This is a genomic window from Achromobacter pulmonis (assembly GCF_902859765.1).
Classification (GTDB): Bacteria; Pseudomonadota; Gammaproteobacteria; order Burkholderiales; family Burkholderiaceae_B; genus Achromobacter; species Achromobacter pulmonis.
The window spans coordinates 1-13808 of the sequence record NZ_CADIJV010000037.1; the positions used below are offsets into that span (position 1 = coordinate 1).

Annotated in this window: 12 protein-coding genes and 1 pseudogene; 5 read left to right on the top strand and 8 right to left on the bottom strand. The window is 67.8% G+C overall.

Annotated features, from left to right (window positions below):
- From HV701_RS23075 to HV701_RS23095, 5 genes and pseudogenes are all read left to right on the top strand, one after another.
- A partial coding sequence (locus HV701_RS23075; RefSeq protein ID WP_254595233.1) for a Y-family DNA polymerase occupies positions 1 to 1044 on the top strand: 1044 nt, incomplete at its 5' end.
- A 7-nt stretch (positions 1045 to 1051) separates the two neighbouring features.
- Positions 1052 to 4280, top strand: a pseudogene (locus HV701_RS23080) (error-prone DNA polymerase).
- Between the two features lie 159 nt (positions 4281 to 4439).
- Positions 4440 to 4820 carry an I78 family peptidase inhibitor gene (locus HV701_RS23085; protein WP_175135334.1) on the top strand — a complete coding sequence of 127 codons (381 nt, stop codon included), beginning with the start codon at positions 4440 to 4442 and terminating at the stop codon, positions 4818 to 4820.
- Positions 4821 to 5181: 361 nt separating this feature from the next.
- Entirely contained in the window at positions 5182 to 6210 is a 1029-nt protein-coding gene (locus HV701_RS23090; protein WP_175135335.1) for a MerR family transcriptional regulator, read from the top strand.
- Between the two features lie 389 nt (positions 6211 to 6599).
- Positions 6600 to 6995, top strand: a complete 396-nt coding sequence (locus HV701_RS23095; protein ID WP_175135336.1) for an Ltp family lipoprotein — start codon at positions 6600 to 6602, stop codon at positions 6993 to 6995.
- A gap of 115 nt (positions 6996 to 7110) precedes the next feature.
- Here HV701_RS23095 and HV701_RS23100 read toward each other — a convergent pair whose 3' ends face one another.
- The 8 genes from HV701_RS23100 to HV701_RS23135 all read right to left on the bottom strand — a co-directional run bounded on the left by HV701_RS23100 (position 7111) and on the right by HV701_RS23135 (position 13546).
- Positions 7111 to 8046, bottom strand: a complete 936-nt coding sequence (locus HV701_RS23100; protein WP_175135372.1) for a LysR family transcriptional regulator — start codon at positions 8044 to 8046, stop codon at positions 7111 to 7113.
- A gap of 73 nt (positions 8047 to 8119) precedes the next feature.
- Positions 8120 to 8854, bottom strand: a complete 735-nt coding sequence (locus tag HV701_RS23105) for an amino acid ABC transporter ATP-binding protein (protein ID WP_175135337.1) — start codon at positions 8852 to 8854, stop codon at positions 8120 to 8122.
- A gap of 24 nt (positions 8855 to 8878) precedes the next feature.
- A complete protein-coding gene (locus HV701_RS23110; RefSeq protein ID WP_175135338.1) occupies positions 8879 to 9568 on the bottom strand; it encodes an amino acid ABC transporter permease in 690 nt (229 codons plus the stop codon).
- Positions 9561 to 10250 (bottom strand): amino acid ABC transporter permease, encoded by a 690-nt coding sequence (locus HV701_RS23115; RefSeq protein WP_175135339.1) that lies wholly within the window; start codon positions 10248 to 10250, stop codon positions 9561 to 9563. The genes HV701_RS23110 and HV701_RS23115 overlap by 8 nt, the downstream gene beginning before the upstream one ends.
- Before the next feature lie 17 nt (positions 10251 to 10267).
- A complete protein-coding gene (locus tag HV701_RS23120) occupies positions 10268 to 11089 on the bottom strand; it encodes an ABC transporter substrate-binding protein (RefSeq protein ID WP_175135340.1) in 822 nt (273 codons plus the stop codon).
- A 71-nt stretch (positions 11090 to 11160) separates the two neighbouring features.
- Positions 11161 to 12420, bottom strand: a complete 1260-nt coding sequence (locus HV701_RS23125) for an aminotransferase class I/II-fold pyridoxal phosphate-dependent enzyme (RefSeq protein WP_175135341.1) — start codon at positions 12418 to 12420, stop codon at positions 11161 to 11163.
- A complete protein-coding gene (locus HV701_RS23130; protein ID WP_175135342.1) occupies positions 12417 to 13097 on the bottom strand; it encodes an RraA family protein in 681 nt (226 codons plus the stop codon). Before HV701_RS23130 ends, HV701_RS23125 begins: the two co-directional genes overlap by 4 nt.
- 119 nt (positions 13098 to 13216) lie before the next feature.
- Entirely contained in the window at positions 13217 to 13546 is a 330-nt protein-coding gene (locus HV701_RS23135; protein WP_175135343.1) for a hypothetical protein, read from the bottom strand.
- Positions 13547 to 13808 lie beyond the last annotated feature (262 nt).

The window sequence follows — 13808 nt, forward strand, 5'->3', positions numbered from 1 at the left end:
GCCTGGCTGCTGGCGCATCGCGGCGGCCGCCGCGCGCCGCGCCGGGTGCTTACCGCGCGCACGCTGGCGCGCCGGCTCGACGCCCTGCCCGTGGCCCTGCTGCCCCAGGCCCAAGCTCGCCTGGACTGGCTCAACGACATCGGCTGCCATACGCTGGCCGACCTGCGCGCCCTGCCGCGCGGCGGCCTGCAACGACGCAGCGCGCCCGACCTGCTGCAGGCGCTGGACGCCGCCTATGGCCAGGCGCCCGAGCTGTTCCACTGGATCGAGCCGCCGCCGCGCTTCGAACGCCGCATCGAGCTGATGGAATACCTCGAACACACCGACGCGGTGCTGGCCGTGGCGCGGCGCCTGGCCGAGCAATTGGGCGGCTGGCTGACGGCGCGGCAACTGGCGGTACGGCGCGTGCTGCTGCGCCTGGACCACGAACGCGGCCGCCATGCGCGCCCGCCCACCGACCTGGAACTGGCGCTGGCCCAGCCCGTCTGGCAGGCGCCGCAGATCCTCAACCTGCTGCGCGAAAAACTCGGCCGCCTCACCCTGGAAGCGCCGGTGATCGCGGTCACGCTGCTGGCGCCCGACACCACCGAACAGCCCGCCGCCAGCACCACCCTGTTCCCCGAGCCCGGCGGCACCGCCGCCGACCACGCCCGGCTGCTGGACCTGCTGACCGCGCGGCTGGGCCGCGAACAGGTGCGCCACGCCTGTCCCACCCCCGACCACCGGCCCGAGGCCGCCAACACCTGGGGCGACGCCCTTGACCCGCCGCCGCGGCCCGAGCCATTGCCCGAGCCCCTGGACCGTCCTTTCTGGCTGCTCGATCCGCCGCTGCCGCTCAAGCTGGCCGGCCACCGGCCGCAATACGCCGGCCAGGCGCTGCGGCTGATGCGCGGCCCCGAACGCATCGAAAGCGGCTGGTGGGACCCGGCCCTGACCGTGCGCGACTACTTCGTCGCCGAGGACGCCGCCAGCGCGCGCTACTGGATCTACCGCGAACGCGACGACGAACACGCGCGCTGGTACCTGCACGGGCTGTACGCCTGACCCCGCCATGCAAGCGCCCGACGATCCCCATGACGACGCCCCCGGCCCGCCGGCCGGACTGCCCGGCTACGCCGAACTGCAATGCCAATCGAACTTCTCGTTCCTGCAGGGCGCCTCGCACCCCGAGGAACTGGTCGCCCGCGCCGCCGAACTGGGCTACGCCGCGCTGGCCATCACCGACGAATGCAGCCTGGCCGGCGTGGTGCGCGCCCACGTCGAGGCCAAGACCCAGAAGCTGCCGCTGATCATTGGCGCCACCTTCCGGCTGCGCGCCGGCCCCGACGCCGCCCCGCTCGACCTGACCCTGCTGGCGCAGACCCGCGAGGGCTACGGCAACCTGTCCGAGCTCATCACCCTGGCCCGCACCCGCGCCCCCAAGGGCGAATACCGGCTCGCGCCCGAGGACTTCACCGCCCCGCCGCCGGGCCACGAACACCTGCGCCACCTGCCCGAGTGCCTGGCGATCCTGTCGCCCGTCTACGGCGACGACCCCGACCGCATGGCGCAGCAGGCGCGCTGGCTGGCCGCCACCTTCCCGCGCCGCGCCTGGGTCGGCCTGACGTTGCTGTACCGCTCGCGCGACGACCTGCACCGCGCCGCCGTCGACCACGCCGCGCGCGCCGCCGAGTTGCCGGTGGTGGCGCTGGGCCAGGTGCAGATGCACGTGCGCTCGCGCAAGCCGCTGCACGACACCCTGACCGGTATCCGCACCCACCAATGCGTGTCGCAATGCGGCTACGCGCTGTCCGGCAACGCCGAACAACATCTGCGCACCCGCATGCGGCTGGCCAATCTGTATCCACCCGAGGCCCTGGCGCAGACCCTGGTGGTGGCGCGGCGCTGCGCCTTCTCGCTGGACGAGCTGCGCTACGAATACCCCGACGAGATCATCCCGCGCGGCCACACGCCGGCCACCTACCTGCGCCAGGAAACCCTGGCCGGCGCGGCGCGGCGCTTCCCGGCCGGCACGCCGGCCCACGTCAGCGCGCAGATCGAAAAAGAACTGGCGCTGATCGCCGACCTGCAATACGAGGCCTACTTCCTCACGGTCTACGACATTGTCCTGTTCGCCCGCAACAACGGCATCCTGTGCCAGGGGCGCGGGTCCGCCGCCAACTCGGCGGTGTGCTACTGCCTGGGCATCACCGAGGTCGACCCGCGCCGCGGCAACAACCTGTTCGAGCGCTTCATCAGCAAGGAACGCAACGAGCCGCCCGACATCGACGTCGACTTCGAGCACCAGCGGCGCGAGGAAGTGATCCAGTACATCTACCGCAAGTACGGCCGCCAGCGCGCCGCCCTGACCGCCGTGGTGATCTCCTACCGCCCGCGCAGCGTGCTGCGCGACACCGGCCGTGCGCTGGGCGTGGACCCCGGCGTGATCGACGCGGTGGCGCGCGCCCACCAATGGTGGGACGGCAAGAAGGAAATGCTGCGCACCCTGGGCGCCTGCGGCCTGGACCCGGAATCGCAGGTGGCGCGGCAATGGGCCGCGCTGGCCCAGACCCTGATGGGCTTTCCGCGCCACCTGTCGCAGCACCCCGGCGGCTTCGTCATCTCACGCGGCAAGCTGTCGCGGCTGGTGCCGATCGAGAACGCCGCCATGGCCGACCGCAGCGTGGTGCAGTGGGACAAGGACGATCTGGACGCGCTCAAGCTGCTCAAGGTCGACGTGCTGGCCCTGGGCATGCTGTCGGCGCTGCGCCGCACCCTGGAACTGGCCGGCCAGCGCCGCGGCCAGCCCTTGCGCCTGCAGGACATCCCCGAAGGCGACGAACCCACCTACGACATGATCTGCGAGGCCGACACCATCGGCGTGTTCCAGATCGAATCGCGCGCCCAGATGACCATGCTGCCGCGCCTGCGGCCGCGCGAATACTACGACCTGGTGGTGCAGGTGGCGATCGTGCGGCCCGGCCCGATCCAGGGCGGCATGGTGCATCCCTACCTGCGCCGCCGCCAGGGCAAAGAAGACATCGACTACCCCAGCGACAAGGTGCGCGGCGTGCTCAGCCGCACCATGGGCGTGCCCATCTTCCAGGAACAGGTGATGCAGATCGCGGTGGTGGCGGCCGGTTTCACGCCCGGCGACGCCGACCAGCTGCGGCGCTCCATGGCCGCCTGGAAGCGCAAGGGCGGCGTCGACAAATACCGCGCCAAGCTGGTGGGCGGCCTGCTGGCCCATGGCTACACCCTGGAATTCGCCGAGGCGCTGTTCCGCCAGGTCGAGGGCTTCGGCGAATACGGCTTCCCCGAAAGCCACGCCGCCAGCTTCGCGCTGCTGGCCTACGCCAGTTCCTGGCTCAAGCGCCACGAGCCCGAGGCCTTCCTGGCGGCGCTGCTCAATTCCCAGCCCATGGGCTTTTACGCCCCGGCGCAACTGGTGCAGGACGCGCGCCGCCACGGCGTGCGGGTGCTGCCGGTGGACGTGACCGTCAGCGGCTGGGACGCCGCGCTGGAAACCGCGCCCGCCGACGCCCCCCCCGCGCCAGCCCCATCCTCACGCACCCCCGTCGGACGAAATCCGCCCCGCCGTGCGCCTGGGCCTGAGCCTGATCCAGGGCCTGCACGAAGACAGCGCCCGCCGCATCGAGGCGGCCCGCGCCGACGCGCCCTTCACCAGCACCGGCGACCTGGCCCGCCGCGCCGCCCTGACGCGCCACGACCTGAACGCCCTGGCCGCCGGCGACGCCCTGCGCACCCTGGCCGGCCACCGCCGCCAGGCCAGTTGGGAAGCCGCCGCCAGCGTGCACAGCCGCGACCTGCTGCGCGACGCCGCCATCCACGAAACCGAGGCGCCGCGACTGGCCGTGCCGACTGAGAACCAGACCGTGGCGGCCGACTACCGCAGTGTCGGCCTGACCCTGCGGCGCCATCCCGTCGAACTGCTGCGGCCGCAACTGGCGGCGCGCAATTTCCAGCCGGCCAGCGTGCTCAACGGCTACCCCGACAAGCGCGTGGCCCGCGCCTGCGGCGTCGTCACGGTGCGCCAGCGGCCGCAGACCTCCAAGGGCGTAATCTTCGTCACGCTGGAAGACGAAACCGGCCCCGTCAACGTGGTGGTGCGTCCCGAGCTGATCGAACGGCAGCGCCGCGAACTGCTCGGCGCCACCCTGCTGGGCGTCTATGGCAGCTGGCAGAGCGTGGACGGCGTGCGCCACCTGATCGCGCAGCGGCTGGTGGATCTGTCCGAATTACTGGGCGGCCTGAGCATGCCCAGCCGCAATTTCCACTGACGGCGGGAACCCGGCGGCCGAATGCCACGCCCGGGCATAAAGCCCGGCCACGCCAGCCGAGCGCGCGGCCGGCGGCTGGTCTATGATGGATTTTCCGCGACGCCCGCCAGCCCGCGCGATGGCCGTGCCGCGGAAACGTTTCATTTTTCAGGAGTGACCATGATCCGCAAGCTGATTCCCGTTCTGCTGGTAGCCACGCTGAGCGCCTGCGCCAATACCGGGGCCCCGCGTTCCTCTTCATCCGCCTCCTCCAGCAGCGCCAGCTCGCCCGCCGCGTCCGACAGCACCTCCGGCGCGACGTATGGATCGTCCTCCGCCCCGTCCGGCAGCGCCCGCAAGACCTGCGACGCCAGCGCCCTGCAATCCCAGATCGGCCAGAAAGCCACCGAGTCCGTCACGGAAGACCTGCGCAGCCGCAGCGGCGCCACCAAGGTCCGCATCCTGCGTCCGGGCCAATTGGTCACCATGGAATACAACGACACCCGCCTGAACCTGATCGTCGACGACAAGGACGTGATGACGGCGATCCGCTGCGGTTGAGGCCGGCAGGGCCGGCATGACAGGCGGCACGGCCCTGTTCCTGAACACGGCACAAGTTCCCCGCTGTCCCCACGGTCTGCGTGAGGCGATCCCCCCGGACCGCCCCCCGCCCCGCCAGCCATTGGCCGCCCACCGGCCCCCGCCCTGCCCCCCGGCCCTGCGGCCGCCGCTCGCACTGGCACGGCGGCTGTCGCGCGCTCAACCGCCATGATCGGACGGCGCCCCCTATCTTTGCGGCCCGCACTGCAAGCCGCGTGCCGCGGGATGTTTCAACGTCGCGCCACATTCGACCCACAAACGCTTGACCCTTACGCAACGTCATGCCCAACAGTTCCGTCTGCGCCATCAACGGAGGAACCCCGTGCGACTGAAAGTAGGAGAACTGGCCAAGCGCAGCGGACTAACCGTCCGCACGCTGCACCACTATCACGCGATCGGCCTGCTGACACCTTCGGCGCGCGCCGACAACGGCTACCGGCTCTACGGCCGCGACGACATCGCCCGCCTGCACCAGATCCAGGCATTGCGTCGCTTCGGATTGCCGCTGGCGGAAATCGGCGCCTACCTGGACCAGCCCGGCACGCCGCTGGACGAGATCATCGCCAGGCAGATCGCGATGCTCGACCGCCAGATCCAACAGGCCGCCCGGCTGCGCGAACGCCTCGCGCAGTTGCATGGCCAGTTGGCGACGGGCGCGGAGCCGGAGCTGGCCGATTGGCTCACCACTCTGGAACTGATGAACATGTACGACAAATATTTCTCCCAGGAAGAACTGGCGCGCCTGCCCATGTATGGCCGTCGCCGCGACGACGATACCGACTGGCTCGCGCTGATTCAGGACGTGCACCGGCAGATGGACAGCGGCGCCCCGCCCGAGGACGCACGCTCGCAGGCCCTGGCCCAGCGCTGGATGACGCTGCTGCTGCGCGACACCAACGGCGATCCGCGCCTGCTGGTGAAACTGAACCGGATGCACGAACAGGAACCGGCCATGCAGGAACACATCGGCATTTCCCCCGCCATGCGTGACTACGTGGTGCGCGCCTTCTCCGAAAGCAAGCTGCGTCTCTACGAAAAGCACCTGACGCCGGACGAGGCGCGCTTCATGCGGGCGCACTATCACGACCGCGTCGGCGAATGGCCGGCCCTGATCGCCCGGGTGCGGGATGCGATCGACGCCGGCCAGACGCCCGACTCGGCCGCCGGCCGCGAATTGGCACGGCAATGGCTGGAACTGTTTTGCACCTATGCAGGCAAGGACCCCGCCACCCACGCGAAATTCCGCCACGCGCTGATGACCGAGCCCGAACTGACCGCCGGCACCTGGGCCGACGACGCCACGCTGGCCTTCATGCGCCAGGCGATGGCCGCGTTGACGACGGCGCGCTGATCTGCGGGGCGGGCGCCCTCCGTGCCGGGCGTCCTTCCCGGCGCGGTCCGCGCTACCAGCGCGCCGCGATCCAGGTCGGCATCCGGCGCCGGCCAGCCATGCACCACGCCAAGGTCGGCCGTGCCGCCCAGCACCGCCGGGGCCGTCGCCTGACGCGCATCCCCTGCGCGCAATATCCCTACCCGCTAGCGGATTCAGATTCAGATTCAGATAGCGACGTTACATGCGGAATTTATTGGCAGTGTATATTTACGTTTCATTCTCCACTCGGCCATTCAACCTTTCCGATAAAAAACATCGCGAAACGCTGAACAAGCGGCTCTCTTCCGGAATAACCGAATGGCAGATTCGAGATCGCATTTCAATATCAACTCACAATAAAACTGGATATGAAAAAGACGATAGCGCGCGCATGCATCTCCCTTATCACTCTTGCAACCCTTGGCACGACTTCCGCCTGGGCTCAAGAACTGACCATTCCTCAAAAGAATGCCGTGCGCTCGGCCAAGCAATACCTCAGTTTTGCCGGATTTTCACGCAGTGGATTGATTCAGCAGCTGTCGTCGGACGCGGGTGACGGATACAAGGTTGCGGACGCCACAATCGCGGTGGACAGCCTCAAGGTGGATTGGAACCAGCAGGCCGCCAGATCCGCACAGAATTATGTGGATATGATGGGTTTTTCGTGCAAAGGCCTGATGCAGCAGTTGTCGTCGAGCGCGGGCGACAGGTACACCAAGAGCGAAGCAGCCTACGGCGCCAAGGCCGTAGGCGTGTGCCAATAAATAGCAGGCTCCCGGGAGGCATTACGATCCAGGTGGCGCATCGTCGCGCCTCCCGAGTAAAGAAATTGTCCTTTTGGAATAAACAGCGGTAGCCGTCTACGCCCCCGAATGGCGTTCAAGCGGACCGCACCGCCGGCGGCACATGCGGCAGAAAATCCCCCGCCACCTCAAACGCGCATTCCTCCCGCGCAATATCAATCACCCGCGACACCACCGGATTGACGATGCTCTTCTTGTGCACCGCGTAGTAATTGATCGTCGGCAGATCCGGCTGCACATCCAGCCGGCACAGCGCCCCGCGCTCGACCAGCGGCGCGAAATACGCCCCCGGCAGGTAGCTGATGCCCAGCCCCAGCATGGTCAGCTGCGCCATCATGCCCAGGCTGTTGCAGGTCAGCACCCGCTTGACCGACAGGCCCTGCTCGGCGAACCAGGCATCGTACAAGTGCGACAGCGCTGAATTGGTCGGCTGCGAAATCACCGGATACGGCGCCAGGTCCTGCGGCGCCAGCCGCGCCGCAAAGTCGATATCCAGCGACGGGCTGGCCATCCAGACGTTGGTCACCGCGCCCAGGTGGACACAGTCGTACTGGTAGCTCCAGAACGGTCCCGGCATGATCGCCAGGTCCAACTGGTCCTGCTCCAGCCGCTCGTACAGCGTGATGCCGCCGTCGATCTCCGGCATAAGCTGCACCTTGGGATAGCGCAGGCTGATCTGGCTGACCAGCCGCGCCAACCAGGTCATGCCGACCAGCTCGGTCACGCCCAGCCGCACCACGCCCTCGAAACTGGCCGGGTCGGCCATGTTCTGCACGATGCGGCTGTTCAGGTCCAGCATCTCGCGCGCCAACTCGAACAGCTTGCGGCCTTGCGCCGTCAGCACCAGCTTCTTGGCGCGGCGCTCGAACAGCGGCGCGCCGGCAAAGGCCTCCAGCTCGCCCACCCGCTTGGCGACCGCCGACTGGGTGGTGTGCAGCTTGCGCGAGGACGCGCTGAAGCTGCCCAGTTGCGAGCTCCAGTAGAACGCCTCCAGCTGTTTGAGGGTGTACATCGCGGCGGTGGATGTGAAATGCATGAAGAACCCTCGCATTATCGTCGAGGCGGGGGCCGGCCGCCCCCTCCCCCTACCCCCGCGGATGCAGAATATCCGCCAGGAACCGCTGCGCCCGCGGATGCCGCGGCGCGCTGAAGAAGCGCTCCGGCGTATCCACCTCCAGGATTTCGCCCGCATCCATGAACACCACCCGGTCGCACACGTCCCGCGCGAAACCCATCTCGTGCGTCACGCAGACCATGGTCATGCCGTCCTTGGCCAGGCCCTTCATCACCTGCAGCACCTCGCCCACCATCTCCGGGTCGAGCGCGCTGGTGGGCTCGTCGAACAGCATCACCGGCGGTTGCAGCGCCAGCGCCCGGGCGATCGCCACGCGCTGCTGCTGGCCGCCCGACAAGGAACCGGGATAGGCGTCGATCTTGTGCTCCAGCCCCACCCGCGCCAGCAACTGGCGCGCCAGCTCGATGGCCTGCTTGCGCGGCTGCTTGCGGATGTTGACCGGCGCGAACACCACGTTGTCCAGCACGCTCATGTGCGGAAACAGGTTGAACTGCTGGAACACGAAACCGATCTTCTGGCGCAGCGCGTTCAGGTTGACGCCCTTGGCGTAGATGTCGGCGTCATCGATCAGGATGCGGCCCTTCTCGATCGGCTCCAGCCGGTTGATGGTGCGGATCATAGTGGACTTGCCCGAGCCCGACGGCCCGCACACCACCAGCACTTCGCCGCGCGCCACCGACAGGTCCACGTCCTTCAGGACGTGGTGCTCGCCGTACCATTTATTGACTTTCTCAAGCTTGATCATGATGAATTCCGATAAGCACCGGCCCTAGGCCATGGCGCGCTGGCGGCGGATGCGCAGGTCCAGCCACGACAGGCCGCGACTCAGGCTGAAGCACACCAGGAAGTAGATGATGGCCAGGATGCCGAACACCTGCAGCGGCTTGGTCAGCACCAGGTTGTTGACCTGGTTGGCGGCAAAGGTCAACTCGTTCACGCTGATCACATAGCCCAGCGAGGTCTCCTTGATGGTAGAGACGAACTGACTGGTCATGCTGGGCAGCACGTTGAACAGCGCCTGCGGCAGCACCACCCGGCGCATCGTGGTCCAGTAGCCCACGCCCAGCGAGCGCGAGGCCTCGATCTGGCCGCGCGGCACCGCCTCGATGCCCGAGCGGATCACCTCCGACAGATAGGCGCTTTCGTACACCACCAGCGCCGCGATCAGCGTCCAGAAGCCGCTGATCACCTGCCCCGTCAGCTTCGGAATGACGAAGTACGCCCAGAAGATCAGCATCAGCAGCGGCATGCCGCGCACCACGTTGACCAGCGTCTTGCTGGCCACGCGCAGCCAGCCAAACGGACTGACCCGCGCCAGCGCGATGGCCAGCGCCAGCGGCAACGACAGCAGCAGCCCGCACAGCGCCAGAATCAGCGTCAGCGCCAGCCCGCCCAACGGCCCATTGGGGTATTGGCCGACCAGCAGCGTCGGCCAGTATTGCGACAGAAGATCAAGCACTGTGGCCTCCCTGGTTCAGGCGGTAGCGCGCATAGATGCGCGAGCCGATCAGCATGATCAGGAAGGAGCCCAGCAGGTACATGATGGTCGCGGCGCCAAAGGTGGCGAAGGTCCGGTAGGTTTCGTTCTCGATCTCGCGCGCCTGGTAGGTCAGCTCCATCACGCCGATGGCCATGGCCACGCTGGTGTTCTTGAACAGCAGCAAGGCCCGTCCCACCAGCGGCGGAATCGAAATCCGCAGCGCCTGCGGCACGATCACGAAGCGCATGCATTGCAGGTAGCTGGCGCCCAGCGCCCGCGCCGCCTCGAACTGCGTGCCGGGAATGGCGCGCAGCCCGCTGCGGATGTCCTCCGCGATATAGGCGGCCGACCCCAGCGCCAGCGCGATCGCCGCCAGCGACATCTCGGCGTTGTGCTGGTACAGCCACAGCCGGAAACCCTCCGGCAGCAGCTCGGGCATGCCGAAGTACCAGAACAGCACCTGCACCAGCAGCGGCACGTTGCGGTGGTATTCCACATAGGCGTCCACCAGCCAGCGGCACGGCGCCAGGTTGGTGGCGCGCACCACCACCAGCGTCACCGCGATGGTGAACGCCATCACCCAGGACACCAGGAACAGTTGCAGCGTCACCGCCATGCCGCTGGCCAGCAGCTGGTATTGCGAAGCGTCAAGTAAGCTCATCGCGCGGGCACCGGCGCTCAGCCCGCGATGGGGCCGATCTTGAAGCTGCGTTCGAGCTTGTACGGCGTCTGCGGGCCGAACCACTTGTCGAACAGCCGCGCGGCCGCGCCCGAGCTTTCGGCCTCATCCAACGCCTGGTTCACGACCTTCAGCATGCCCGGCTCCGACTTGCGCACGCCCAGGCCCCACGGCTCATTGAACACCGACTTCGGAATCACGCTGACCGGCGCCGTCGGCGGGCTTTGCAGCACCAGCCGCACCAACACCAATTCCGAGGCGAATTGCGCGTCCACCTTCTTCTGTTGCAGCGCCAGGTACGTGGCCGAACTGTCGCCGTAGCCAATCACCTGCGACTTGTCCAGAATGCGCTTGATCTCGCGCTCCGAACTGGACCCCTTGGTCGCGCCGATGCGGTGGCCGTTCAGCGATTCAATCGTGTCCAGCCCCGAATCCTTGCGCACCAGCAGCTTCTGCGGGCTGACATAGTAGGCGTGGCTGAAGGCGATCTGCTGGGCGCGGTCCGGCGAATAGCCCAGGTTGGCCGCCAGGATATCGACACGGCCCTCGTTCAGCTCCGGCACGCGCGCCGCCACCGACAGCAGCTTGTAGCTGATCTTCACGCCCAGCTTGTCGGCCACCAGCTTGCACACATCAACGTCATAGCCCACCAGCTGGCGCGTCGCCGCGTCCTGGAAACTGAACGGCTGCGACGTGCCCAACGTGCCGCAGATCAATTCGCCGCGGGCCTTGATGTCGGCCACCTGATCGGCGCGGGCGCCGGCGCCCAGTGACAGCGCGGCCAGGCCCAGGCAGGCGGCAATGAGTGAATGGCTTTTCATGGTGATTCCCCTTGTGTTGTGGTTTGAACGAAAAACAGAACCGGCCCGCTCACGGGCGGGCCGGGGAACAACTAAGCAAGCTTGGCGCAGGCCGCGCGAATCGCCGCGCACCCCTGCCGGATATCGTCCAGCGAGGCCGCGAACGACAGGCGGAACGTGCCCGGCGCGCCATAGGCATGGCCGTCGATCACCGCCACCCCGGCCTCGCGCAGCAGGTAATGCGTCAGGTCGGTATCGGTGCGGATCTCGTCGCCGGCCGGCGTGCGCTTGCCCAGCAGCCCCGAGCAGTCCGGAAACACGTAGAACGCGCCCTGCGGCACCACGATCTCCAGCCCCGGCGTGCCGGACAGCTCTGCCACCGCCAGATCGCGGCGCTCGCGGAACACCCGCGCGAACTCCGTCACGCAGTCCTGCGGCCCCGACAGCGCCTCCAGCGCCGCCGCCTGGCTCACCGACGACGCGCCCGACGTGCTCTGCGACTGCAGAATCGCCATGGCCTGGATCAGCTCGTCCGGACCCGCGCCATACCCGATGCGCCAGCCCGTCATGGCATAGGCCTTGGACACGCCATTGACTACCAACGTGCGCGCCGCCAGCGCCGGCGCCACCTGCAACGGATGCACCGTCGGCGCGTCGGTGAAATTCAGGCGCGCATAGATATCGTCCGTCATCAGCCAGACGTGCGGATGGCGCTCCAGCACCGCAGTCAGCCCGCGCAGCTCGTCGGCAGTGTAGACCGAGCCGGTCGGATTGCTGGGCGCGTTCATCATCAGCCACTTGGTGCGCGGCGTGATGGCGCGCTCCAGCGCCTCGGGCGTCAGCTTGTAATCCGTGGCCGGCGTGGTCGGCACCGCCACCGGCACGCCGCCGTTGACCAGCACCATGTCCGGATACGACACCCAGAACGGCGCCGGAATCAGCACCTCGTCGCCGTCGTTCAGCGTCGCGGCCAGCCCGTTGAAAATCACCTGCTTGGCGCCCGTGCTGACGATGATGCGCGCCACCGGATAATCGACGCCGGTCGCTTCCAGCAGATGCGCCCGCGCCGCCTTGCGCAGCGCCACCGTGCCCTGGGCCGGCGAATACTTGGTCTCGCCCCGGTTCATGGCGGCCGTGGCCGCTTGGCGGATATGCTCCGGCGTCGAGAAATCCGGCTCGCCGATCGTCAGGTCGATGATGCGCCGCCCCTGCTCGCGCAGCTCGGCGATGATGGCGCGCGCCGCCACGCTGGGCGACAGCTTGATGCGCTTGATGCGGTCGGCGACGATGCTGGCGGCTTGCGGGGGCTGGGTTTGCGCCTGGGTCGGGGTTTGCGTCGGGGTCTGGCTCACTTCACGGCTCCCGTCTTCTCGGCCAGCGTCTTCTCCAGCCAGGGCTTGGTGTAGGTGCCGGCGCGCAGCTTCTCCTTGGCCACCGCCTCGTCGGCTTCCTTCTTGGTCGCCAGCACCAGCACGGCCGCGGCATGCTCGGCGGGAATCACCACCACGCCGTCGGCATCGCCCACCACCACGTCGCCCGGGTTGACCACCTGGCCGCCCACCGACACCGGCACATTGATCTCGCCCGGACCATCCTTGTACGGCCCCTTGTGCGACACCGCGCGCGCAAAGCAGCCGAACTGCCCCTGCGCGAACACGTCCAGGTCACGCACCGCACCGTCGATCACGAACCCGGCGATGCCGCGCCCCTGCGCGTCCATCATCATCAATTCGCCCACCAGCGCATTGCTGGTATCGCCAGCGCCATCGACCACGATCACATCGCCCGCGCCACCCAGCGAAATCGCCTTGTGGATCATCAGGTTATCGCCCGGCCGCGTCTTCACGGTGAGCGCCAGGCCGACCGTGCGCTGGTTGCCGGCGTGCAGCGGACGCAGCCCGCTGACGCCGTACAGGCGGTTCATGCAATCGCTGATCTGGGCCGAGCCAATGGCGGCGAAACCGGCCAGCACGTCAGCGGCGACGGCCGGCGCGGTCCGGGGAAGAATGCGGTATCCGATGGGATTCATAGCGAGGAATTTTCTTGAAAGCGTGAACGGCAATAAGCGAACACGCATTACAAGGCCTCGCGGGGCGATCCTCAAAACGATATAAATTCCCGGTTATGTAGGAATTATTTTCGTGGATGTTATTGGATCGAGGGGGGAGCGTTGTGGGTGGGGGTGGGGGCTGCCCTTTCATCCTCGGCTTGCAGGGCCTGGTCGAGCATGGCTTCGGTCAGGGTGCCCAGGTGCTCGCAGAGGCTTTCGACGCCGCCCATCAGGGCGGTGACTGCCCAGGGGTCCAGCGGTGGGGAGCCGGTGGCGTCGGGTTCGGACGCGCTGTTGCCGACCATGCGGGCGATGGTCTGGATGGCGTAGCGGGTGCGGTCTAGTTGGTGGAGGTGGGAAAGGGAGACGGGGCCGGATTCGCGGTCGGTGTCGATTTGCCAGGGGTTTTGGGTGAGGGGGTGCAGCATGGGGCTGCCTCCTATAGCGAGTGGAGAACCCGCCTCCCCGCTTCCAAACGGGGCGGGCGGGCACAAGACAGGGTTGGAAGACCGGAGCTATAGGACCCGGCGTGCGCAAGCGCACCCCCGTCCAGGCCCGCCCATAGGGACGTGCGTAGACGCTGGACATGAAAATGCCGCCTGAGCGGCGGCTGTCCCGCCTATAGCTTACCCGGCTTCCATTCCGGGACTACCGTTGGTGCGGTAGTGGGGGGAGTATACGGGAAGCGCG